Origin of the sequence: Bacillus sp. EKM202B (assembly GCF_011066025.1) — a bacterium.
GTDB classification, from domain to species: domain Bacteria; phylum Bacillota; class Bacilli; order Bacillales; family Bacillaceae_G; genus Bacillus_A; species Bacillus_A toyonensis.
In genome coordinates this window covers 214,922-237,350 of record NZ_JAAMNK010000002.1, presented here as the reverse complement: position 1 = coordinate 237,350, position 22,429 = coordinate 214,922, and the positions used below count along the sequence as shown (strand labels likewise).

At 35.1% G+C, this 22,429-nt stretch carries 24 protein-coding genes and 1 tRNA gene; 17 read left to right on the top strand and 8 right to left on the bottom strand.

Annotated elements, in window-relative coordinates:
* Positions 1 to 293: 293 nt before the first annotated feature.
* From G9F74_RS04505 to G9F74_RS04485, 5 genes are all read right to left on the bottom strand, one after another.
* A complete protein-coding gene (locus tag G9F74_RS04505; protein ID WP_016108042.1) occupies positions 294 to 479 on the bottom strand; it encodes a hypothetical protein in 186 nt (61 codons plus the stop codon).
* A 63-nt stretch (positions 480 to 542) separates the two neighbouring features.
* Positions 543 to 707, bottom strand: a complete 165-nt coding sequence (locus G9F74_RS04500; protein WP_016108043.1) for a hypothetical protein — start codon at positions 705 to 707, stop codon at positions 543 to 545.
* 163 nt (positions 708 to 870) lie between these two features.
* A complete protein-coding gene (locus G9F74_RS04495) occupies positions 871 to 1,050 on the bottom strand; it encodes a hypothetical protein (RefSeq protein WP_016108044.1) in 180 nt (59 codons plus the stop codon).
* 120 nt (positions 1,051 to 1,170) lie between these two features.
* Positions 1,171 to 1,243 (bottom strand) — tRNA-Val (locus tag G9F74_RS04490).
* A gap of 193 nt (positions 1,244 to 1,436) precedes the next feature.
* Positions 1,437 to 1,652 (bottom strand): hypothetical protein, encoded by a 216-nt coding sequence (locus tag G9F74_RS04485; protein WP_000929646.1) that lies wholly within the window; start codon positions 1,650 to 1,652, stop codon positions 1,437 to 1,439.
* A gap of 435 nt (positions 1,653 to 2,087) precedes the next feature.
* On the opposite strand from G9F74_RS04485, the gene G9F74_RS04480 reads away from it, so the two are divergent.
* The 6 genes from G9F74_RS04480 to calY all read left to right on the top strand — a co-directional run bounded on the left by G9F74_RS04480 (position 2,088) and on the right by calY (position 7,146).
* Positions 2,088 to 2,315 carry a hypothetical protein gene (locus G9F74_RS04480; RefSeq protein WP_000251867.1) on the top strand — a complete coding sequence of 76 codons (228 nt, stop codon included), beginning with the start codon at positions 2,088 to 2,090 and terminating at the stop codon, positions 2,313 to 2,315.
* 153 nt (positions 2,316 to 2,468) lie between these two features.
* Positions 2,469 to 3,755: a D-alanyl-D-alanine carboxypeptidase family protein gene (locus G9F74_RS04475; RefSeq protein ID WP_000247036.1), complete on the top strand. Its 1,287-nt coding sequence runs from the start codon at positions 2,469 to 2,471 to the stop codon at positions 3,753 to 3,755.
* A gap of 194 nt (positions 3,756 to 3,949) precedes the next feature.
* A complete protein-coding gene (gene sipW / locus G9F74_RS04470) occupies positions 3,950 to 4,519 on the top strand; it encodes a signal peptidase I SipW (protein WP_000767788.1) in 570 nt (189 codons plus the stop codon).
* Positions 4,520 to 4,583: 64 nt separating this feature from the next.
* Positions 4,584 to 5,171, top strand: a complete 588-nt coding sequence (locus tag G9F74_RS04465; RefSeq protein WP_000172853.1) for a CalY family protein — start codon at positions 4,584 to 4,586, stop codon at positions 5,169 to 5,171.
* Between the two features lie 120 nt (positions 5,172 to 5,291).
* Positions 5,292 to 6,125 (top strand): DUF4047 domain-containing protein, encoded by an 834-nt coding sequence (locus G9F74_RS04460; RefSeq protein ID WP_081339516.1) that lies wholly within the window; start codon positions 5,292 to 5,294, stop codon positions 6,123 to 6,125.
* Positions 6,126 to 6,552: 427 nt separating this feature from the next.
* Positions 6,553 to 7,146: a biofilm matrix protein CalY gene (gene calY, locus G9F74_RS04455; RefSeq protein WP_000053720.1), complete on the top strand. Its 594-nt coding sequence runs from the start codon at positions 6,553 to 6,555 to the stop codon at positions 7,144 to 7,146.
* 75 nt (positions 7,147 to 7,221) lie between these two features.
* On the opposite strand, the gene G9F74_RS04450 is transcribed toward calY, so the two are convergent.
* Positions 7,222 to 7,545 carry a helix-turn-helix domain-containing protein gene (locus tag G9F74_RS04450; protein WP_000578873.1) on the bottom strand — a complete coding sequence of 108 codons (324 nt, stop codon included), beginning with the start codon at positions 7,543 to 7,545 and terminating at the stop codon, positions 7,222 to 7,224.
* 79 nt (positions 7,546 to 7,624) lie between these two features.
* On the bottom strand, positions 7,625 to 7,759 hold the full coding sequence (locus tag G9F74_RS04445; RefSeq protein ID WP_000276222.1) for an anti-repressor SinI family protein: 135 nt from the start codon (positions 7,757 to 7,759) through the stop codon (positions 7,625 to 7,627).
* Between the two features lie 345 nt (positions 7,760 to 8,104).
* Between G9F74_RS04445 and inhA1 the strand changes: the two genes are divergently transcribed.
* The 11 genes from inhA1 to G9F74_RS04390 all read left to right on the top strand — a co-directional run bounded on the left by inhA1 (position 8,105) and on the right by G9F74_RS04390 (position 21,222).
* Entirely contained in the window at positions 8,105 to 10,492 is a 2,388-nt protein-coding gene (gene inhA1 / locus G9F74_RS04440) for a M6 family metalloprotease immune inhibitor InhA1 (protein ID WP_001035956.1), read from the top strand.
* 157 nt (positions 10,493 to 10,649) lie between these two features.
* Positions 10,650 to 12,017: an aldehyde dehydrogenase gene (locus G9F74_RS04435; RefSeq protein ID WP_000028364.1), complete on the top strand. Its 1,368-nt coding sequence runs from the start codon at positions 10,650 to 10,652 to the stop codon at positions 12,015 to 12,017.
* A 237-nt stretch (positions 12,018 to 12,254) separates the two neighbouring features.
* Positions 12,255 to 13,238 carry a spermidine/putrescine ABC transporter ATP-binding protein PotA gene (potA, locus tag G9F74_RS04430; RefSeq protein ID WP_000720326.1) on the top strand — a complete coding sequence of 328 codons (984 nt, stop codon included), beginning with the start codon at positions 12,255 to 12,257 and terminating at the stop codon, positions 13,236 to 13,238.
* Positions 13,235 to 14,083, top strand: coding sequence for a spermidine/putrescine ABC transporter permease PotB (gene potB, locus G9F74_RS04425; RefSeq protein WP_000715502.1), 849 nt, complete (start codon positions 13,235 to 13,237; stop codon positions 14,081 to 14,083). Before potA ends, potB begins: the two co-directional genes overlap by 4 nt.
* Before the next feature lie 6 nt (positions 14,084 to 14,089).
* Positions 14,090 to 14,890 carry a spermidine/putrescine ABC transporter permease PotC gene (gene potC, locus G9F74_RS04420; protein WP_000714202.1) on the top strand — a complete coding sequence of 267 codons (801 nt, stop codon included), beginning with the start codon at positions 14,090 to 14,092 and terminating at the stop codon, positions 14,888 to 14,890.
* A 36-nt stretch (positions 14,891 to 14,926) separates the two neighbouring features.
* Positions 14,927 to 15,976 (top strand): spermidine/putrescine ABC transporter substrate-binding protein PotD, encoded by a 1,050-nt coding sequence (gene potD / locus G9F74_RS04415; RefSeq protein WP_000772488.1) that lies wholly within the window; start codon positions 14,927 to 14,929, stop codon positions 15,974 to 15,976.
* Positions 15,977 to 16,035: 59 nt separating this feature from the next.
* Positions 16,036 to 16,683, top strand: coding sequence for a phosphatase PAP2 family protein (locus G9F74_RS04410; protein ID WP_000727808.1), 648 nt, complete (start codon positions 16,036 to 16,038; stop codon positions 16,681 to 16,683).
* A 109-nt stretch (positions 16,684 to 16,792) separates the two neighbouring features.
* Positions 16,793 to 18,985 (top strand): MMPL family transporter, encoded by a 2,193-nt coding sequence (locus tag G9F74_RS04405; protein ID WP_000856447.1) that lies wholly within the window; start codon positions 16,793 to 16,795, stop codon positions 18,983 to 18,985.
* 101 nt (positions 18,986 to 19,086) lie between these two features.
* Entirely contained in the window at positions 19,087 to 19,503 is a 417-nt protein-coding gene (locus G9F74_RS04400; protein ID WP_016108047.1) for a hypothetical protein, read from the top strand.
* Positions 19,504 to 19,601: 98 nt separating this feature from the next.
* Positions 19,602 to 20,525, top strand: a complete 924-nt coding sequence (locus G9F74_RS04395) for an RluA family pseudouridine synthase (protein ID WP_000448340.1) — start codon at positions 19,602 to 19,604, stop codon at positions 20,523 to 20,525.
* 91 nt (positions 20,526 to 20,616) lie between these two features.
* A complete protein-coding gene (locus G9F74_RS04390; RefSeq protein ID WP_000241828.1) occupies positions 20,617 to 21,222 on the top strand; it encodes a DUF1648 domain-containing protein in 606 nt (201 codons plus the stop codon).
* 39 nt (positions 21,223 to 21,261) lie between these two features.
* Here G9F74_RS04390 and G9F74_RS04385 read toward each other — a convergent pair whose 3' ends face one another.
* Entirely contained in the window at positions 21,262 to 22,083 is an 822-nt protein-coding gene (locus tag G9F74_RS04385) for a CAP domain-containing protein (protein ID WP_000747570.1), read from the bottom strand.
* Positions 22,084 to 22,429: the final 346 nt, after the last annotated feature.

Here is a 22,429-nt window from a genome sequence, read left to right as displayed (position 1 = left end):
TAATCTTGTGTCGTGTAGTAATCTAATCTCTACATAAAATTCCATAGTTTTGATTCCATATATGTATCATGATTTACTTAGAATAAATCTGTTAATACGTTTTGGTTATTTACTTATCCCACCCTCATTTTACCTTTTATTGGTAAAATTTTATTTTTATTATATACTACTATTATTTATTTACAAGAGAAAATAATCCTGTATGCAAAAGTGCATGATAAAGTCTCATTAACATTTTCTTTAATTTTTTGATGATACGATTTTTTAACATCTTTAATTATAGAATTGTACCTTCATTCCATATCCTTTAACCATCCTTCACGTAGAAATATACTCGTGTTGATTTGTCCCGTTTTCAATAGCGCATTCATACGAGCCCTTGAAATCCCCAATATTTCAGTCACTTTCGAAGTCAATAAAATTTCTGTTTTGGCAAATTCCCTTTTATCGAATGGTTGCATTATATATACGTCGGTCATAGCAATTGCTCCTTATAAAAAAATGGGCCTATGTTAAACATAGACCGTTGTATACCATTGTGCTTAGTAAGCGCTTGGGTTACCTCGTAAGATAGTTTCAATTCGCTCAGCGGATTGAAAATCAAACAATTTTATTACAAGCAGTAAATCACAGCATCTCGTTTCCTTGAGAATTTCCGCTACCAAACTTGCATCTTCTAACAGCCCCATTTCTACATAGCGCTCCATTGTTCTGATTCCTATTTCTGTATCTTGATGCACGTAAATATGGCCATCAAAGCATACACATTCATTTTTTAATCAATAAACCCAGTCATAAATAAAATTTGTTGTAATATCGGTCATATAGAATATTTGAGCATTTTCTGTTCCATGAAATGCTTTTATACTATTAAACATAAGAAGGAATTGATTCAATGATTTTGGGGCGTGAATTCTGTTTTACTTTACTATCAATAAATCTTTCGAATACGCGTTCAACAGAATATTCTTTTGAAATTTTGCTAGTTTTCCGTTTGTGGGGTTGTCGTTTTTTTACGATTTCTTTTTCTGTGAAGTATGTTAAAGACATAAAAAAAACTCCTTCATTCTCATTTAGAGTTAAAGGAGGAGTTTCGATCAAAACTTGAGCGGTACTCACCGTTAGTTTTGCTCAAAATATGAAATTATCAACAGTTGATACAAAAGGATATGACCCCGGAGAGGCTCGAACTCACGACCTCCACCCTGTCAAGGTGGCGCTCTCCCTGCTGAGCTACGGGATCTTCAAAAATACTTATGTAATAGCATCTTTAATAATAATGCTAAAGCAATTATATATAATTAACTGAAATTTTACAATATTTATACAGGAAGTTTTTAAAGATGGATCTTGTACAATCATGCTAGAAGTGAATAAAGGAATAATTAATAAGAAGGAAACTGAATAGAAAGTAGGTTTTAAATGTAGAGGTTATATTATTTACGATATTTATCCAAAGGGTTTTCATCGCTTAAATCAACAAGTAAAGGACATAAGAATAGCAAAGGTAAAGCAGCATTAGCATGATGAAAGGTATCGTTAGAAAGGTATTGCCTTCCAAAACAATACGGACAATCTTTTTCAAATGTCACAAGTATCGACCATACATCTTTTATTTTCCACTTCGTCTTACAATATGTACAATGTGCCATAGAATTCCTCCTCATTTTTAGTTTTTTTAATATATTCCATTTGATTGTACGAAAGCAAAGTGTATTTGATGTGATAAAATGAAAGTTGTGTTGTTTTTATACGGATGTATTTAGTAATGTATGACAAATTGTATAACGTGTGATGGCTATGTAGAATAAGGGATTTTCACTTTCGATATTCAAATTGGCCAATATATCCTTTTTACAATTTACTTAAAATCATGTATAACAGAGATACAAGATTTTTTTACCCCGCATTAACGGGCAGTAAGATCCCCGCTCAAAATTCAGCGAAAGCAAAGAAGTTAGGTGGGAGATCAACTGCTCGTAAAAGCCCGATTGGTGAAGGCTAATAATCCGTGGGGGATGAAGAAAACCCCCACGGATTAAAGTTTAACTTTATAAATATTCAAGAGTAGAGGGAGAATTATTGTAATGGTAAGAAAAACGTTCAAGATGCGCGTTTCTAGAAATAGAACGATTTCGATTAATGGCTCGATTCTTGATGTAGATGTTACGCATGATGAGTTTTTGCAAGAGCTTGTTGAGTGGGTCGATTCTAAAGGTTGGTCATTTATGGGGATGACGGATGAGATTACGCCTGAGGAAGCAAGTCAGAAGTTAATAGATTCGTTAATTGATGAGAAGGATAAGAAAGAGTAATTCCTTCTTATTTTTATTGTATAATTATGTCCTTTATCGTAAAAATATGATATAGTAAAAAATAGTGATTTTTCTTCCAATTTAATACAAATTACATATAGATTGGTAGATTCATTTTTTATTTGTAGGAGTAAAGTGAAAAGGGAGAGTCATATGGTAAATTTCAAGAAAATTTTGGTTTTTATTACAGTTATTAGTTTGTTTTTATTGACACCTATGACGTTGCGTGCTGAGACGAATATTGGAGTGAATCCGGAGCAAGTGGCACCACCACCTAAGGAAGGGCCAAATGTTTTTAGTCAGTTTGCAGCTACGATTGATGCGAAAACAGGTGATTTGTTGTATGACAAAAATGCACATCATCGTGCGTATCCAGCTAGTGTGACGAAAGTGTTAACAGCGATTTTGTTAATGGAGCATACGAAGCCAGAGGATCAGTTTACATTTTCGCAATTAGCATTAGATCAAGAGAAGAGCAATTATCAAATTGAGTTTCAACCCGGTGAGACGGTGAATAGAAATACCGCGCTTATGATTTTAATGGTGTTAAGTGCGAATGATGTGTCGTATGCGATTGCAGAGCATATTGGTGGAAGTGTTGAGAATTTTGCTAATATGATGAATGAAAAGGCAAAACAGTTAGGTGCTACAGATAGTCACTTTGTAACACCAAATGGACTGCATGATCCGAACCATTATACGACGCCGTATGATATCGCTATGATTACGAGAGGTGTGCAAAAGTATCCTGAAATTTTGCAAGCGATGAATACGAAAAGAACGACAGTTACTACATCTAGGCAGACGGTGTCTATTTTTAATAAATCTATTTATTTTGAGAACCCATATAGTATCGGCGGTAAGACGGGGTTTACGAATGAGGCACGTAATACGCTCGTTTTATTAAATGAGAAAGATGGAAATCGTATTATAAATGTAGTAATGGCTTCTCAAAGACCTGAAATCTATGAGGATTTAAAGCAGATGGCGGAATATTCTTTTGGGCAATTTACGAAACAAACGGTGCTAGATAAACATAGTTGGCATCAAAAGACAACGTATTTAAATAAAGATATTGATAGCGAACTTGAAAAAAGTGCAGAGCTTGTGCTTAAGAAAGATGAAGGGAAAAATGTGAAAACTATTTTTCGGGCCGCTTCATTAGATAAAGACTCTTTGTATCATAAGGGAATCCATCGTGGTGAGGTAGTTGGTGCAGTCGATATTACGAAAAATAATCAAACAATTGCGACGATAAATGTTCTTTCAAAAGAAGATGTTACTTTTGCGATGCCTAAAAAGGATACAATTGAGCCTGAAATAACAGAGTCAAATGTGAAAGTGATAAGTATTGGGATAGGTGCGATTGTATTAGTTGGAGTCATTTTATATGCTGTGGTGCGCCATAATAGACAAGGAATAAAATCAGAAGAAAAGTAAAAAAGCATGAGGACTGTGAAGAGATTTTGTCACAGTCTTTTTTATATACGGAAAAGAAGTTTAACTAATAATTGTAAATTTTTTTATTGCAATAACTCGAAGTTCGTTATATCATTTACTTGTGTTCTTGTTAAAGAACACAAGAAGCATTGCATACTTCAAATAATATAAAACAACGGAGAGGGAGAGAGACGATGAAATTAATTTGGAAGATAATTAGCAACGCGATCTCATTTGTTTTATTTGCATTGATGGTTTTCTTAGCTTTTGTAGTCATTTCTTCAAAAGCGAGCGGTGGGGATCCGACAGTGATGGGATATCAGTTTAAGAGCGTTCTTTCAGGATCGATGGAACCGACGTTTTTAACAGGATCAATCATTGCAATAGAGCCAAAGAAAGATGGTTCTAAATATGAAAAAGGTGATGTTATTACCTTTAAAGAGAAAGATCAAAAAATTATCACTCACCGTATTATCGGTGTGAAAGATACAAATGGAAAAGTAATGTATGAAACAAAAGGGGATAACAACAACGGACCAGATTTAGAACCAGTACTTGCAGAAAATGTAGTTGGGAAATATGCAGATATTACAGTTCCGTACGTTGGTTATTTACTGAATTATGCGAATTCAAAAGCGGGAGCAGCATTACTTCTTATTATTCCAGGCGTCTTTTTACTTGGTTATTCCGCGATTTCTATTTTTGGCGCTATTCGTAGCATTGACGGAGAAAAGAAAGATAAAAAAGTAGAACAATCCGTCTAGATCGTTTGGTTATACTTTCCGTTTAGGAAGTTAACAAATATATATATATTAAGGGGATATGGACATGACTTTAAAGAAAAAGTTAGGAATGGGTATCACATCAGCAGTACTAGGAGCAGCACTAGTTGGTGGAGGAACATTTGCGTTTTTCAGTGATAAAGAAGTGTCAAACAATACATTTGCGGCTGGTACACTTGATTTAGCATTAAATCCATCAACAGTTGTTAATGTATCGAATTTAAAACCTGGTGATACAATTGAAAAAGAATTTAAACTAGAAAATAAAGGCTCCTTAAATATTAAAAAGGTTCTACTGAAAACAGATTATAATGTAGAAGATGTAAAGAAAGATAATAAAGATGATTTTGGTAAACATATTAAAGTAACATTCTTAAAAAATGTAGATAAGCATGAGACAATTGTGAAACAAACTACATTAGATAAATTGAAGGGTGACACACTTACAGCCGTAGATAATGATTTAGCTGCTTGGTTCTGGGATGAAAAAGGTATTTCTGCAGGTAAATCTGATAAATTCAAAGTGAAATTTGAGTTCGTTGATAATGGGAAAGATCAAAATCAATTCCAAGGCGATAAGTTACAATTAAATTGGACGTTTGATGCACAACAAACAGCAGGTGAAGAAAGATAATAATAAAAAAGGGCTATCATATGGATAGCCCTTTTTCTATTTTTCTAGTATATAGCTATCATTTTATATAGTTCTTTATTATAATAAAGATAATGTTCTGTATAAAGAACGGAATGTTCGATGGGAGAGATTAAGATGCTGAAAAGACCACGTAATTTAAAAAAGATGCTTATATTGCCGTGTATGTGCTCTATTACGTTTTATTTAGGATCTCAAGTTATGACGCATACAGAAGCGGCATTCATTCATGAAACGAAAGTAGAAGCGAGTATTTCTACAGCAATTATATTTCCGAAAACAGTTACTACATTAAAAGAACAGGCTGAGCAACATAAAAAGTTTATTGAGCATGAGTATGGAACAATGAAGGGGAAACTGAAAGTAACTTCTATTGAAGAAATAAAACAGGCAATTTCTGTATGGCAACAAGGTCGTGAGAAAATTGTTTCTGAGAAGGAAGCCTTGCAAAATGTATATACTGAAATAGAAGCTCCTTACAACCAAATACAGGAAGAATTAAAAGTAACTAAAGATGAGTCGATTCAAAAAGTAGCCTTATATGTGAATGAAGGCTTTCAGATTATAAAAGAGAAGCGAGATTATATTGAGAAAGAAGTTAGTTTGAAAGCTATTGATGAGCAAATTCAGGCTCTACAGCAACAATTAAACGTTGCACTTGAAGCGGAAGGACAAAAGAAAGTAGAAGAACAGAAGAAAGTAGAAGAACAGAAGAAAGCAGAAGAACAAAAGAAAGTAGAAGAACAGAAGAAAGTAGAAGAACAGAAGAAAGCAGAAGAACAGAAGAAAGCAGAAGAACAGAAGAAAGTAGAAGAACAGAAGAAAGCAGAAGAACAAAAGAAGGCAGAAGAACAAAAGAAGGCAGAAGAACAAAAGAAAGTAGAAGAACAGAAAAAGCTAGAAGAGCAGAAGAAAGCAGAGGAACAGAAAAAATAGAAACAGATAAAAGCGGGGTAACTGCTTTAGTGAAACAGCTGGAAAACAAGAATGTGGTGCAAGAGATAACGAGCGAATAAGCAAAACGATTAATGTTTTATAGGAGTGTGAGGGAACGTTAGCCCTCACCTCTTTGTCTTTCTTTTTTCTTATAATATGAAATGTATTTGCGTGTGAAAAAAGTTATAAATTAGTATAAAGTAGTATATATTACTTTCTGAAAAATCAAAATAATATTGAGAAATAAAAATAATTGAAAATACTAAAAAATGTTGTTGTATTTACATAAGTTTGTTCGTTATAATGAACTTAAGGTTTTTGAAAAAGAACAAATATTAGCATCGCTAATATAGTTTTATTTACATCTCTTAATTTATATGAGAGATAGCAATGTAAAAATACAAAAAACAGCTAGGGGGAATTGATTGTGAGTCTGAAAAAGAAATTAGGTATGGGAGTTGCATCAGCAGCATTGGGGTTATCTTTAATTGGTGGAGGAACGTTTGCATTCTTTAGCGATAAAGAAGTATCAAATAATACATTTGCAGCTGGGACGTTAGATCTTACATTAAACCCTAAAACGCTTGTGGATATTAAAGATTTAAAACCAGGGGATTCTGTTAAGAAAGAGTTCTTACTAAAGAACGATGGTTCGTTAACAATTAAAGACGTTAAATTAGCAACAAAGTATACTGTGAAAGATGCAAAAAATGATAATGCTGGGGAAGACTTTGGCAAGCACATTAAAGTAAAATTTATTTGGAACTGGGATAAACAAAGTGAGCCTGTATATGAAACAACTTTAGCAGACTTACAAAATGCGGATCCAGATCTTTTAGCTAAAGACATCTTTGCTCCTGAGTGGGGAGAAAAAGGTGGATTAGAAGCTGGTACAGAGGATTATCTATGGGTACAATTTGTATTCGAAGATAATGGTCAAGACCAAAATAAATTCCAAGGTGATACATTGAATTTAGAGTGGACATTCAATGCTAACCAAGAAGCTGGGGAAGAAAAATAAAAAAAAAGCGGGTATCCCCCGCTTTTTTTTATAAAGAAAAAGAAGTGCCAGTTTGTAAGCACTCCTTTTTATATATTATTTTTGATTTTTCTTCCACTGTGTAAATTCAAGAAATTCACGAAACTGTTCTTTAGAGACACCAGAGTTCATTGCGTCTTTAACGAGCTGTGTCCATTCGGAGTCTAGGCGAGCTTCCTTTTCTGTTTCGTCATGAAGTAAAGTATCAACTGGAATTTGTAGAACTGCTGCGATTTTTTCAAGAAACTGAATGGAAGGGTTTTTTTGTAAATTTCGTTCTATAGAACTAATGTAAGATTTAGCAACACCAGCTTTTTCGGCAAGTTCAGTTAATGAAATACCTTTTTGTAAACGAAGGCGTTTTATACGTTCTCCAATCATGTTTGCGCACCTTTCTATCAATATGTCGTCGTCTTATGATGTCATTATTATAACATAAACTTCGTTAAAAAGAACAAGGCTATTGAGCTTGACTTGATGGCTTCATACGTTGGAAAAAGTGTTCGATATCTTGTAGGGCGATACCAGCATCTAGAGCTTCAAGTATTAAATCAATCCATTCTTGATCCAGTGTGTCCGTCTTATCTTTGTACAATTGTAATTCCTCCCTAATTATCGGTCATAACTGCTGCTACAGAATAAATGATAATAAAACCGAATTTTTTATTTTATGTATCGAATTATCAAATATTGTGTAGGTAAAACAAAGATAAAATCCCCATTAAACTCCCTCGATGGAAATAATTATAAATTGTTCGATAAAAACTTTCAATATTTTCAGAAAACATTGTTGAATTGTGATATATCCGTATACTAACTATGAAATTTTTACAAATATATTAAAAAAATTACATAATATAACTAAATATTGAAAAAATATTGAATTTTTAATAAAATTCAAATTGTAATACATATTATTTATTAGGGGAGGAAATAAGGGATGAACAAGAAACCATTCAAAGTATTATCATCAATTGCTTTGACAGCTGTATTAGGTCTTTCATTTAGCACGGGCACTCAGTCTGTGTACGCTGAAACGCCTGGGAATAAAGCAGCTACGAGCCCAGTTGATGACCATTTAATTCCAGAAGAGCGTTTAGCAGATGCACTGAAAAAGCGTGGGGTAATTGATTCGTCAGCTTCAGAGAAAGAAACAAAGAAAGCTGTCGAAAAGTATGTAGAGAACAAAAAGGGTGAAAATCCTGGGAAAGAAGCAACGAATGGGGATCAACTTACGAAAGAAGCATCAGACTTTTTAAAGAAAGTGAAAGATGCGAAAGCAGACACGAAAGAAAAACTAAATCAGCCAGCAACAGGGACACCTGCAGCGACAGGCCCAGTTAAAGGCGGATTAAATGGTAAAGTACCAACTTCTCCAGCAAAACAAAAAGCATATAACGGCGATGTTCGTAAAGATAAGGTACTTGTTTTACTTGTAGAGTACGCTGACTTTAAACATAACAACATTGATAAAGAACCTGGTTATATGTATTCGGAAGACTTTAACAAAGAACACTATGAAAAAATGTTATTCGGTGATGAGCCATTCGCATTAGAGGATGGAAGCAAAATCGAAACGTTTAAACAATATTACGAAGAGCAATCCGGTGGTAGTTACACAGTGGACGGAACAGTTACAAAATGGTTAACAGTTCCTGGTAAAGCTGCTGATTACGGTGCAGATGCTGCTACAGGCCATGATAATAAAGGACCAAAAGGACCACGTGATCTAGTAAAAGATGCATTAAAAGCAGCTGTAGATAGCGGTCTTGATTTATCACAGTTTGATCAGTTCGATCAATACGATGTAAATGGTGATGGAAATCAAAATCAACCGGATGGTTTAATCGATCACTTAATGATTATTCATGCGGGTGTTGGACAAGAAGCTGGCGGTGGTAAATTAGGTGATGATGCAATTTGGTCACATCGCTGGACAGTTGGACCAAAGCCGTTCGCAATTGAAGGTACGCAAGCGAAAGTTCCATATTGGGGCGGAAAGATGGCAGCATTCGACTACACAATTGAACCAGAAGATGGTGCGGTTGGTGTATTCGCGCATGAATATGGTCATGATTTAGGTCTTCCAGATGAGTATGATACAGACTATACGGGTCATGGTGAGCCAATTCAAGCTTGGTCTGTTATGAGTGGCGGTAGCTGGGCTGGTAAAATCGCTGGAACAACGCCAACAAGTTTCTCACCACAAAATAAAGAGTTTTTCCAAAAAACAATCGGTGGTAACTGGGCAAATATCGTAGAAGTAGATTACGAGAAATTAAATAAAGGTATTGGTCTAGCAACATATTTAGACCAAAGTGTTACGAAATCTAACCGACCAGGTATGATTCGTGTTAACTTACCAGATAAAGATGTAAAAACAATTGAGCCAGCATTTGGTAAACAGTATTACTACAGCACAAAAGGTGACAATCTTCACACGAAAATGGAAACACCACTGTTCGATTTAACAAATGCAACGAATGCGAAATTCGATTTCAAATCATTATATGAGATTGAAGCTGAGTATGATTTCCTTGAAGTACACGCTGTAACAGAAGATGGACAACAAACGTTACTTGAAAGACTTGGCGAGAAAGCAAATAGCGGAAATGCAGATTCGACAAATGGAAAATGGATTGATAAATCATATGATTTAAGTCAATTCAAAGGTAAGAAAGTAAAATTAACATTTGAGTACATTACAGATGGTGGTTTAGCATTAAATGGTTTCCTACTTGATAATGCATCATTAACAGTAGATGGTAAAGTTGCATTCTCAGATGATGCAGAAGGTACATCACAATTTAAATTAGATGGTTTCGTTGTTTCTAGCGGAACAGAGAAGAAAAAACATAACTACTATGTAGAGTGGAGAAACCATACTGGATCAGATAGCGCATTGAAATTTGCTCGCGGTCCAGAATATAACTCAGGTATGGTTGTATGGTATGCAGACTCAGCTTACTCAGATAACTGGGTTGGTTTACATCCAGGACACGGTTTCCTTGGTGTAGTTGATTCTCATCCAGAAGCAATTGTAGGAACTTTAAATGGTAAGCCGACAATTGACAGTAGTACACGATTCCAAATCGCTGATGCGGCGTTCTCATTCGACAAAACGCCAGCTTGGCAAGTTGTATCTCCAACGCGTGGAACGTATACGTACAATGGCTTAGCTGGTGTACCGAAGTTTGATGATTCGAAAACGTATATTAATCAACAGATTCCAGATGCAGGACGTATTTTACCGAAGCTTGGTCTTAAGTTTGAAGTAGTAGGACAAGCTGATGATAATTCTGCAGGTGCTGTTCGTTTATACCGTTAATACCGTAAAACTACCGAGAGATTTTCTTTCGGTAGTTTTTTGTGAGCAATGAATTTTATATAAAAGAAAAAATTATATATAATGTAATTTTACGAGTAAAAAAGTTCTATATAAATAATGAAAGAATTGGATAAAAATAGTGGGAGAAGGTGAATAGATGAGCATTTCTTCTATTGTAAATAAACAAAAGCAATATTTTTATAATGGATATACGAGAAGTATAGAAACAAGAAAAAATAATTTAAAAAAGCTTTATGATGGAATTCAGCGTTTTGAAGAAGAGATATTTCAAGCATTGAAATTAGATTTAAATAAGTCAGTTCATGAGGCGTTTACAACGGAAGTGGGATATGCATTAAAAGAAATTTCTTTTCAATTGAAACATATGTCATCGTGGAGTAAACCGAAGCGAGTTCGAACAGCATTAACTCATTTCGGATCGAAGGGGAAGGTAGTACCAGAACCGTATGGTGTGACGCTTATTATTGCGCCATGGAACTATCCGTTTCAGTTAGCAATTGCACCTCTAGTAGGAGCGCTGGCAGCTGGGAATACAGTTGTTTTAAAGCCGTCAGAGTTAACGCCTAACGTTTCAAAAGTGCTTACGAGAATGTTAGAGGAATTATTCCAAGAAGAGCTTGTAGCGGTAATAGAAGGCGGGATAGAAGAGAGTACGGCATTGTTAAAGGAAAGGTTTGATTATATTTTCTTTACAGGTAGTGTTGGTGTTGGAAAAGTTGTGATGGAAGCAGCAGCCAAAGAGTTAACGCCGCTTACGTTAGAACTTGGCGGAAAAAGCCCATGTATTGTACATAAAGATGCAAAAATAGATGTAACAGCAAGGCGGATTGTTTGGGGTAAGTTTTTAAATGCAGGGCAGACATGTGTAGCACCGGATTATATGTACGTTCATTCTTCCGTGAAAGAACAGTTAATCGAGGCGTTAAGACATGAAATTACGGAGCAGTATGGAAAAGAGCCACTGAACAATGACAATTACGTAAAAATTGTGAGCGAGCGTCATTTTGAACGATTATGTCGATTCTTACAAGATGGTCAAGTCGTAATTGGCGGGAACTATAAAAAAGATACATTACATATTGAGCCGACAATAGTAACAGATATCACGTGGCAAGATGCTGTTATGGAAGATGAAATTTTTGGTCCGATTTTACCGATTATAGAGTATGACAAAATAGAAGATGTTATTGGCACAATTCAGCAACATCCGAAGCCGTTAGCGCTATATGTATTTTCTGAAAATAAAGAAGTGCAAAAGAAAGTGACGAGTAATATTTCATATGGCGGAGGGTGCATTAATGATGTTGTCTATCATCTTGCAACGCCATATTTACCTTTTGGGGGCGTTGGAAGTAGTGGATTAGGTAGTTATCATGGGGAAGAAAGTTTTCGGACTTTTTCACATTATAAAAGCATTTTAGCCCAATCTACGGCATTCGATATGAAAATTCGTTACTCTTCTACAAAAAGTGCTTTAAAATTCATACGAAAGTTGTTAAAATGATGATGGTGTTTATCAGTAGGCGTAGCCGTATGATAATAGCCCCTTCGCAATGGAAGGGGTTTTTCTGTTCGACATTATGTATCATGAAAAAATGAATCAAACATACTACATAAAGAATAGAAGTGAACGCTTGCTAAATAACCATTTTGTTTGGATCGAAACAAAAAATAGTCTATAAAACATAAATATTTATTCATGAATATAAAAATTAAAATTTAAGGTAGATAGGACGGGAAAATGAAAAAAATTATTAAAGTTGAAGCAGTAGAAAAACATTTTGGAAATCAAGTGATTATCCCACCGCTTTCTTTAGATATTAAAGAAGGAGAGTTTTTAACAATTTTAGGGCCGAGTGGTTGCGGGAAAACGACGTTACTTCGTATGATCGCAGGATTTGAAACTCCAACTAAAGGGAATCTTTTATTAGATGATGAAAAGATTAACGATTTGCCGCCATATAAGCGTCATATGAACTTAGTGTTCCAACATTATGCACTATTCCCGCATATGAATGTGGAGAAAAATATTTGTTTCGGTATGAAAATGCAAAAAGTACCAGCGGCAGAACAGAAAGAACGTGCTGAAGAGGCAATGCGTTTAACGCAGTTACTAGAGTTCCGTAATCGTAAACCTATGAAGCTGTCTGGTGGGCAGCAGCAGCGTGTAGCAATTGCGAGAGCGATTGTAAATAACCCACGTGTATTACTATTGGATGAGCCACTTGGAGCGCTTGACTTTAAGCTAAGAAAAGATTTGCAACGTGAATTGAAAAACTTACAACGCAATTTAGGGATTACGTTCATATACGTAACGCATGATCAAGAAGAAGCGATGAGCATGAGTGACCGTATTGTCGTTATGAATAAAGGACATATTGAACAAATCGGAACACCGAAAGAAATTTATAATAAGCCGAAAACGTTGTTCGTTGCGACATTTATCGGTGAAAATAATATTGTGAAAAACGGGGAAGACTACGTAGCAATTCGCCCTGAAAATGTAAAGGTACGTTCGGTTGAAGAACCAATTTTAGAAGATTACCATCTTGGACATATTGAAGACATTGAGTTTGTTGGAAATATGGAAAAGCTTTATGTACGTGATGAGAAAACAGCAGAATTATTGATGGCGTATCAAACAGCTGAAGAAGCAGCACAGTGGAGCATTGGAGATAATGTATATGTAGGATGGGAGCAAGAGGACGAGGTGACCTTAAATTGAAAAAAGGGAAATTACTCGCACTACCTACAGTCGCGTGGCTGTTAATCTTCTTCCTAGTTCCACTTGTATTCGTATTGGGTTTTGCCTTCATGCAGCGCGGAGCATACGGAACAGTGGAAATGCAATTTACGTTAGATAATATAGTACGTGTGTTTGACCCATTGTATATGGGAACATTATGGGAAACAGTAAAGATTGCTGTTATTACAACAGTACTTTGTTTATTAATTGGTTATCCATTTGCGTATACAATTACAATTGTTGATCGTAAATATCGTTCTATTCTTTTATTATTGGCAACGATACCGTTTTGGATTAACTTCCTTGTTCGTTCATATGCGTGGATTGTTATTTTACGTTCACAAGGTCTTGTGAACACACTGTTATTAAAATTAGGTATTATTAGTGAACCGTTAAATTTACTATATAATACGCCTTCTGTAATACTTGGAATGGTATATTCTTTATTACCATTTATGATTTTACCAGTGTATGCAGCAATTGAGCAGCTGGATAAGCGTAAGCTAGAAGCAGCTTATGATTTAGGTGCAACACCAGTAAAAGCATTTTGGAATGTAACAGTACCAATGACGATGTCAGGAATTGCTACTGGTTCTATTTTAGTATTCGTTTCTTCTATCGGAATGTTTGTTGTATCAGACGTGATGGGTGGATCGAAAGTAGCATTAATCGGAAACGTAATCCAAAACCAATTCTTAGGTGCGCGTGACTGGCCGTTTGGATCTGCGTTATCTATGATTGTTGTTCTATTCTCTGTTCTGTTAATTTACTTATATTATCGTGCAACGAAAGTATATAAATATGATGGGAACGGAGGGGAATAGGCAAAAATGAAAAAGTTTTTAGTTTCTTATTCTTGGTTAATTTTATTGTTCTTGTATTTTCCAATGATGGTTTTAATGGTATATTCCTTCAATGATTCTCGAATTAATGCGGAATGGGAAGGCTTTACATTCCATTGGTATACAGATTTATTTCAAAAACAAGATGTTATTGATGCGTTTGTAAATAGTATGACGATTGCAGTTATAACAACAGTTGTAACAACGATACTTGGTATGTTTTTTGCGATAGCATTACATCGTTACAAATATCGTTTTGAAGGGGCCATTAATGGTCTTGTATATTTACCTATTTTAATTCCTGATATATTAATGGGATTATCTTTACTTATCCTATTTAGTCAATTAGGTATGGAACTTGGACAAACAACAATTATTATCGCACATATTACATTTAGTATTTCATTTGTTGTTGTTATTTTAGCGGCCCGTCTTTCTAGCATGGGACGTGATTTAGAAGAGGCTGCAAATGATTTAGGAGCAACGCCATGGCAAACGTTTCGCCATGTGACGTTTCCGGCAATTGCACCGGGAGTTGTTTCAGCAGCGTTATTAACATTCACATTATCAATTGATGATTTTGTAATTAGTTTCTTCGTATCAGGACCAGGATCAACAACATTGCCATTATACATTTACAGTATGGTTAAGCGCGGAGTATCACCTGAAATTAATGCCCTTTCTACAATTTTAATTGTTGTTATTGTAGGATTAATGGTGCTATCGGAAATCTTCCGTAACAAAGGTGCAGATGGTGAAGAAAACTCTGGAGGACACCTTCCTTTATAATACGAACGATATAAAAAGTACGAGGGGGTAAAACCGATGAAATTAATGAAAAGAATAGCTGGCGCAGCAATTAGTTTTAGCCTTGTTGCTGGTGTACTTGCCGGTTGTGGTGAAAAGAAAGAAGAGTTAAACATTTATAGCTGGGCTGACAATTTTGATGAGCAAGTGCTAAGAGATTTTGAAAAGAAATATAACGTAAAAATTAACTATGATAAGTATGCAAGTAACGAAGAAATGCTTGCGAAATTACAAGCTGGTGGCGCAAAGTATGACTTAATTCAGCCGTCTGATTACATGGTTAAGACAATGGCGAAAATGGATTTATTAGCGCCGTTAGATAAGAAGAATATCCCGAACATCGAAAATATGATTTCTAATTTCAAAACGCCAGCATTTGACCCAGAGAATAAATATTCTTTAGTATACACTTGGGGCGTAACAGGGATTGCATACAATAAAAAGTATGTGAAAGAAGCACCTACAAGCTGGGCTGACTTATGGAACGAGAAATATAAAGGACATGTAACATTACTAAATGATTCTCGTGAAGTATTAGGAATGGGTCTTAAGAAGCATGGATTCTCAAACAGCACGAAAGACGATGCAGAGTTAAAGACAGCAGCTACTGATTTACAGAAGCTACTTCCAAATTTATTAGCATTTGATACAGATAACATTAAACAAAAGTTCATTACAGAAGATGCTTGGATCGGAACAGTTTGGTCTGGAGATGCAGCATTTATCGCAAAAGATAATAAAGATGTAGAGTACGTTGTACCAAAAGAAGGCGGCACAATTTGGGCCGACACGTTAGCAATTCCAAAAGGTGCAAAAAACAAAGAGCTTGCAGAGAAGTTTATGAACTATTTATTAGATGAGAAAGTAAGTGTGAAAAACTACGAGTCAATTGGGTACAGTAATCCAAATGAAAAAGCTCACCCTCTTCATAGTAAAGAATATCGTGAGAACCATATGATCTTCTTAACGAAAGAAGAATTAGATCGCACAGAATGGCTTGTTGATGTAGACGATAAGTTAAAAGACTATGATCGTTACTGGACAGAATTAAAAACAAAAGGTAAATAAGTAAGGAAATGCGGTTTCTAAAGTAGAAATCGCATTTTTTCATAGTAGGAGGAAATCGTTTGAAGAAGAAGTTACATCAGTATGAGGTAATGTGTGTTATTTTATTACTTACGGTATTTAGTATTATTGCTTGGCGCGTACATGCAGGTGGCGTTACAGTGATGGATACATATGTCCGCGGATTAGTAAAGGGGTTACAAACGGAGAGCTCACTTACTTTTTTCTCATACTTTACAAAGTTAGGATCAGCAATTGGAATTGTAACTATACTTATTATAAGTTTGCTTGTTTTTTGGCAGAAACGTTATTATGCTGCAATGATCGTGTATCCAATGGGGGTTTTGATCACACATCTCGTTAATAAAGGAATAAAAGAAATTGTGAAAAGGGAGCGTCCGTCGTTAAATGAAGCATTAGATGCACTTGGGTATAGCTTCCCTAGTGGGCATGCAATGTTATCTATTATGACATTCGGTTTTCTTACTTATATCATTGCGGCAAATTTGAAGAGTGTAACTGGGAAATATGTTATAACCATTTTGATGGGTATATTAATTGTATCGATTGGATTAAGTAGAGTTATTTTAAATGTACATTATCCAACTGATATTTTAGCAGGTTATTGCGTAGGTGGTATTTTGTTAATTATCGCGATTTATTATCATCGTTTACTTACTAAGAGGCTTCAGCTCAATAAAGAGAGATAAAAAACGTCTGGAAAAACTATCATTATAGTGTTTCCAGACGTTTTTTGTTTGTATGAAGATGTGATACAGTATAAGTGATAATTGAATTATTTAAAGTAGGTGAAAATGTGTGAAGACAAATGTACATAAAGTGGATAAGTGGGGGAAGTTAGGAACTTTCTTGTATCAGTTTCGTTATACAGTAATTGTAGCGCTACTATTGCTTGCGATAGCACTCGGTATTTTTGCTCCAAAGCTACCGGGAGTATTAGGTGGTGATGGTTTTCAAACGGAAGGGGACTATCAAAAGACGAAAGAAATTTTAGATAAAGATTTTAAGAGGTCTCAAGATACGCTCCTACTCGTTTTTGAAAGGAATAAGGATGCTTCACATGAGGATTTTAAAAAGCAAATAGAGAGCATTGTAAAGAAGGTTGAAGAGAACGAGAAATATGAATCTTTCCATCATCCAGTGCAAAATAAAGAAATGTTACAAGATAATATCGGTTATGCGACAATATTATTTTCCGGGAAAACAACTAAAGAACGTATGGAAAAGACATTACAGTTCGCTGATACTATTGAGAAGGAAAGTAATACAGCATTAAAAGTAACACCTACAGGATTTCCAAAAATTAATCAAGAGATTAATGAAAGAACACAAAATGATTTAAAAGTAGCAGAGATGATTGGTTTACCAATTGCATTTCTCGTATTATTATTTTCATTTGGTAGCCTTTTGGCATCTATTTTACCGATTGTAAATGGCGCGCTTAGTGTCATTAGTACGATGGGGATTTTATATTTTATAGGTAGCGACAAAGAGTTATCTATTTTCGTATTAAATGTTGCACCGATGATTGGACTTGCACTATCCATTGATTTTGCACTGTTATTTGTGAATCGTTTTCGAGAGGAAGTTGCGAAGAGAACGGTGAAAGAAGCGATAGCGATTACGTATCAAACGGCAGGACGTGCGATCGTATTTTCAGGATTATGCGTATTCGTTGGTTTATCAGGCTTATTTTTCTTTAAAATTGATTATATTCAGTCTGTTGCCATAAGCGGGATGATTGTTGTGATTATGAGTATTTTATTCTCACTTACACTTCTTCCAGCACTATTATCTTTAATTGGAAAACGAATATTAAAAAAGAATCAAGTAGCACATACACCGGCAAAGGCATGGCGTAAATTTGCACAATTTGTAATGAAACATCCAATCATAATGATTATTGCTGTTACAACATTTATTGTTATTTGTTTATTACCGCTACGTACAGCTAATTTGCAGTTTCCTGGTGTTGAAGCGTTACCTGAAAAGAGTGACACTAGAGTTGCTTATGAGAAATATGAAGAAGCATTTAATAAAACGGTCCAAACACATGCTGATGTTACATTAGTAGTAGAGACGAAAAAAAATATAAAAGAAAAAGAGAGTTTACAAAAGATAGAAGAAGTTGTTCAAAAGTTAAAAGATGATGAGAAAGTATATGAGGTAAGAAGTTTATACGATGGGTTAACCGGAATGAAAGCAGATCAAGTTGCTGGTATATTGCAGTCGCCAGAAGCGGCAAAAATAGCTCCTGTATTTGAAGCGTACTCAAAAGGAAATAAGACAATAATAGAAGTCTTTTTGGATACGAAGCCTCGTACAGAAACTGCGAAACAGTGGGTTCGTGATTTCAAAAGTAATTATAAAGAAAATGATGTTACGTACTACCTAGGCGGAATGACGACGTTCCAAAAAGAGTTAGAAGATGAAATTAAAGATAAAGTTGCAATTGGTATGTCAGTTATATTCGGATCAACCTTTGTCATTTTATTATTCGCATTCCGTTCTATACTTATTCCAATTAAGGCAATTATTATGAACGTACTTAGTTTAAGTGCAACAATTGGAATTGTCGTTTGGTTATTTGAGGGTGGTCATTTTGGTTTAGAAGCGAGTCCTGTTTTATTTGTATTACCAATCTTCATTTTCGGCCTTGTATTTGGGCTTAGCATGGATTATGAAGTATTTCTTATTTCACGTATTCATGAGCTTTATGAAGAAACAGGAGATAATGATCAAGCAACGTTAGAAGGGCTCGTTTCAACGAGTAGAATTATAACGTCAGCTGCTTTAATTATGATCGTTGTAACGGGTGCGTTCGCATTTACTGATATTTTACCAGTAAAGCAAATGGGTCTTGGCGTGGCATTAGCGATATTCCTTGATGCAACCGTTATTCGTCTTATGCTTGTACCAAGCTTAATGAAGTTGTTTGGAGACTGGAATTGGTGGCTGCCATTTCGGAAAAAACGAGAAAAATCATCATAAAAAATACTCATCTTATAGATGAGTATTTTTTTATGAATAGCAAGGCCTACATTTTGCAAATAGTATGTGATAAGAACATTACATATAAGTAGGTGAAGGCAATGTTTCGTTATTTCAAATTTAAGCTAAATGATACAGTACAATTTTCAGAAAACGATGGGCATATGTATCGCATTGTCGGTTATCGATTAGAAAAAGGATTTTATCTAAAAGATGAATGGACTCATATCATTTATGAACTGCTTAGAGAGTTTGATGGATATACGATGGACGCAGAAGAGGAGGAACTTGTAAAGGTTATTCAAGTAGAGGATGAGTATTACAAAATACAAGAGCTATCGGGCTATCGGTATCCAGTAAAAATGAAGCAAAAGCAGCAAGTTATGAAAGGAGAGAAAATAGACGACTTATTAGATACATACAACGACTATAAACGATTGGCGGATTTCTTCAAAGATTTATCGTATGAGCAAAAAGCTGAAGAAGTATTGCAGGAAATGAAAAGGCTTAGAGCGTGAGGGGCAGTCGATTATAAGGCTGTCCTCTATTTTTGACGATGCATCAAAGCGTGTTTTCCGTTACAATGAGAGAATCAATAGAAATAAGGTGATATAGTATGGAAACAAAGAAGAAGGGCGAATGGTGCGAAATTACTGTACCGGCTAAATGGAATGGTATAAGTATCGAATCGTTATTAAAAGTAGAATGGGAACTACCGAAAAAGTTATTACATCAGCTTCGTATGGAAAAAGGTGTTACTGTTAACGGTGAACAGAGAAGATGGAATGAGCTTTTAAAAGAGGGCGATAAATTCCAAGTTCACATGTTTATGGAGGAAGAGTACGGTGTAGAGCCAGAATATGGTGAGTTACATGTAGTATATGAAGATGATCACGTACTTATCGTAAATAAACCAGAGAAAATGGACACACACCCTGCCGAAAAAGGTGGAACGGGAACACTTGCAAACCTTGTTGCTTTTCATTTTCAAATGCAAGGTTTAGAGACGAAGGTTCGCCATATTCATCGTTTAGATAAAGATACGACAGGTGGTGTCGTGTTTGCTAAACATAGAATTGCTGGCGCGATTATGGATCGTTTATTAATGGAACGAAAAATAAAAAGAACGTATGCTGCGCTTGTTGAAGGGAAAGTGAAAAAGAAGAAGGGTACAATTGACGCTGCTATTGGAAGGGATCGACATCATGCTACGAGACGTCGTGTTTCCCCAAAGGGTGATGAAGCTATTACATACTATAAAGTAGAAAAGTATTTTAAAAAGCACAATACAACCTTTGTAACCTTACAATTAGAAACAGGTAGAACGCATCAAATTCGTGTGCATATGAGCCATAATGGTAATCCGCTAGTTGGGGATGTGTTATATGGTGGACAAACAACATATATGTCAGGGCAAGCGTTACATGCAATGAAAATTAATTTCTTGCATCCAATTACGAAAGAAGAGATCGAAATTGATGTACCGTTTCCTACAAAATTAAACAATATAATGAAAGAATTTCAAAGGGAAAATGTGTAAAGTGTAAGTTTTAATTTGAGAAAAGTAAATTTTTGCAGGAATTTCTCTAAAAGAAGCGAAGCCGTAAAGAGAAAAGAGAGGTGAGAATTACTTGGTCAAATATAAATATATACTAGGAATATTTTTCGCTTGTCTTTTATTTACCCTATGCATTTATCCATATTTACCAGAACGTTTGGCAGTACATTGGAACGAAAATGGTGGGCCGAACGAATTTATGAGTAAACAAGTTGTTGTTGCATTTATTCCGGTTCTTATTATTTTTTTACATGGATTTGTGTATATTATTTCACATAATATATATAAGTTTAATGGAGGAGAGCATTTCATTATAGGCGGATTTATAAAGACGATTACTTTATTTATGTTGTTTATTCATATGCTTATTCTCGTTATTAATTTTGGAAGTTTTATATCCTTTCAGACAGGATTAACGATCGGGATTAGTATGTTTCTTTTTATGCTTAGCAAAGATTTTAAAAAGATAAAGGGTAAAGAAAAAGATCCAATTAAATTACAAAAAATTCGTTTAGTGAGTAGACGAATTTTTCAAGTGATGGCATGTGGTATACTGTTTTCCTTGTTTTTGAACTTGAAGTGGGGATTTTATGTATTGCTTAGCGTAATAAGTTGCGGATCTATTTTGTTTATGTCCTACATTTTATATTCATACATAATAGAAAGTTACGAAACTTAAAAAGAGTCTTCTCATTATGAGAAGACTCTTTTTATCTATTTACTTCGTAATAAATTGTTGTGTCCAGTAGTTACCGCTTTCTACATAACCAACACCGATGTGAGTGAAGCCGTTATTTAAGATGTTTGCACGGTGTCCAGCACTGTTCATCCAAGCTTGTACTACCTCTTCAGGTGTACGTTGGCCTTGAGCGATGTTTTCACCTGCAGATGTATAAGAAATACCAAATTTCTTCATCATGTCAAACGGAGACCCGTATGTAGGGCTGTTATGATCAAAGTAGTTATTTTTTTGCATATCTTCAGATTTAACACGCGCTACTTTGCTTAATTCAGTATCGATTTTTAGTGCTGGTAAGCCTTGTTTTGTACGCTCAGCGTTTGTTAATTCAACAACACGTTGTTCGAACTCGCTTAAAGATTTTGCTTCTTCAGCAGGCTTTTGCTCAGCTGGTTTTTGTTCTGTAGGTTTTTGCGTATTATTGTTTTCAGCAGGCTTTTGAGCTTCTGGCTTTTGTTCAGCAGGCTTTTGCTCAGCTGGTTTTTGTTCAACAGGCTTTTGAGTTTCTGGCTTAGCTGTTGGTTGCTCAGTTACAACATTTTCAGTAGGTTGTTGACCAGGAACGAAGCAATTTGGTTGGAAGTTTCCTTGTTGCCATTGTGCTAATGATTCAACTCCCATAGATTGTAAGAATGCTTGTAACTCTTGTTGGTTCATTTGCTTCATCATCACTTTTGAATGCTGAATATTTTGAACCTTTATGTTAGATGGTTGTACTGTTGCAGCTTGTGCATCTAAAGAAGATACTCCTAAAGTAAGAGCTGTTGCAGCAGCTACAGATAATAAAACACGCTTTTTCATGATGTGTGTCCCCCTATATAAAGTTTTAATTTGTTTTCACACGATTTGTTTTTGACAGCCTGTCTGACTGACAAATCCATCGTAGCATACAATTTACGAGAAAAAAGATGGAAAAAAATTCATAGACTTAAAATTTACCTAATTTATCCTAAGGAGAGAAAAGGAGAGAAATAAGAGAAACGTAGAGTGTAAAAGGAATTTTCAGCATTTTTATACTTCGTTTTAATAGGAGGTTTTTGGATAAATGTACCTATATTGAAAATGAAGAATCCTATTGTATCAATGGTTTGAACGTTTTTTTAAGGAATATACTGGATTGTTTTTTACAAAACTGTAATGTTTCTGT

Excerpts from the sequence above, each read along its gene's own strand:
- potA (WP_000720326.1), top strand. The coding sequence starts at position 12,255 with ATGAAAAAAATTATTAAAGTTGAAGCAGTAGAAAAACATTTTGGAAAT.
- inhA1 (WP_001035956.1), top strand. The coding sequence starts at position 8,105 with ATGAACAAGAAACCATTCAAAGTATTATCATCAATTGCTTTGACAGCT.
- G9F74_RS04475 (WP_000247036.1), top strand. The coding sequence starts at position 2,469 with ATGGTAAATTTCAAGAAAATTTTGGTTTTTATTACAGTTATTAGTTTG.
- G9F74_RS04480 (WP_000251867.1), top strand. The coding sequence starts at position 2,088 with ATGGTAAGAAAAACGTTCAAGATGCGCGTTTCTAGAAATAGAACGATT.
- G9F74_RS04505 (WP_016108042.1), bottom strand. The coding sequence starts at position 479 with ATGACCGACGTATATATAATGCAACCATTCGATAAAAGGGAATTTGCC.
- G9F74_RS04400 (WP_016108047.1), top strand. The coding sequence starts at position 19,087 with ATGTTTCGTTATTTCAAATTTAAGCTAAATGATACAGTACAATTTTCA.
- G9F74_RS04385 (WP_000747570.1), bottom strand. The coding sequence starts at position 22,083 with ATGAAAAAGCGTGTTTTATTATCTGTAGCTGCTGCAACAGCTCTTACT.
- G9F74_RS04395 (WP_000448340.1), top strand. The coding sequence starts at position 19,602 with ATGGAAACAAAGAAGAAGGGCGAATGGTGCGAAATTACTGTACCGGCT.
- G9F74_RS04450 (WP_000578873.1), bottom strand. The coding sequence starts at position 7,545 with ATGATTGGAGAACGTATAAAACGCCTTCGTTTACAAAAAGGTATTTCA.
- potC (WP_000714202.1), top strand. The coding sequence starts at position 14,090 with ATGAAAAAGTTTTTAGTTTCTTATTCTTGGTTAATTTTATTGTTCTTG.
- G9F74_RS04495 (WP_016108044.1), bottom strand. The coding sequence starts at position 1,050 with ATGTCTTTAACATACTTCACAGAAAAAGAAATCGTAAAAAAACGACAA.
- G9F74_RS04460 (WP_081339516.1), top strand. The coding sequence starts at position 5,292 with ATGGGAGAGATTAAGATGCTGAAAAGACCACGTAATTTAAAAAAGATG.
- G9F74_RS04485 (WP_000929646.1), bottom strand. The coding sequence starts at position 1,652 with ATGGCACATTGTACATATTGTAAGACGAAGTGGAAAATAAAAGATGTA.
- G9F74_RS04435 (WP_000028364.1), top strand. The coding sequence starts at position 10,650 with ATGAGCATTTCTTCTATTGTAAATAAACAAAAGCAATATTTTTATAAT.
- G9F74_RS04465 (WP_000172853.1), top strand. The coding sequence starts at position 4,584 with ATGACTTTAAAGAAAAAGTTAGGAATGGGTATCACATCAGCAGTACTA.
- G9F74_RS04500 (WP_016108043.1), bottom strand. The coding sequence starts at position 707 with ATGGAGCGCTATGTAGAAATGGGGCTGTTAGAAGATGCAAGTTTGGTA.
- potD (WP_000772488.1), top strand. The coding sequence starts at position 14,927 with ATGAAATTAATGAAAAGAATAGCTGGCGCAGCAATTAGTTTTAGCCTT.
- sipW (WP_000767788.1), top strand. The coding sequence starts at position 3,950 with ATGAAATTAATTTGGAAGATAATTAGCAACGCGATCTCATTTGTTTTA.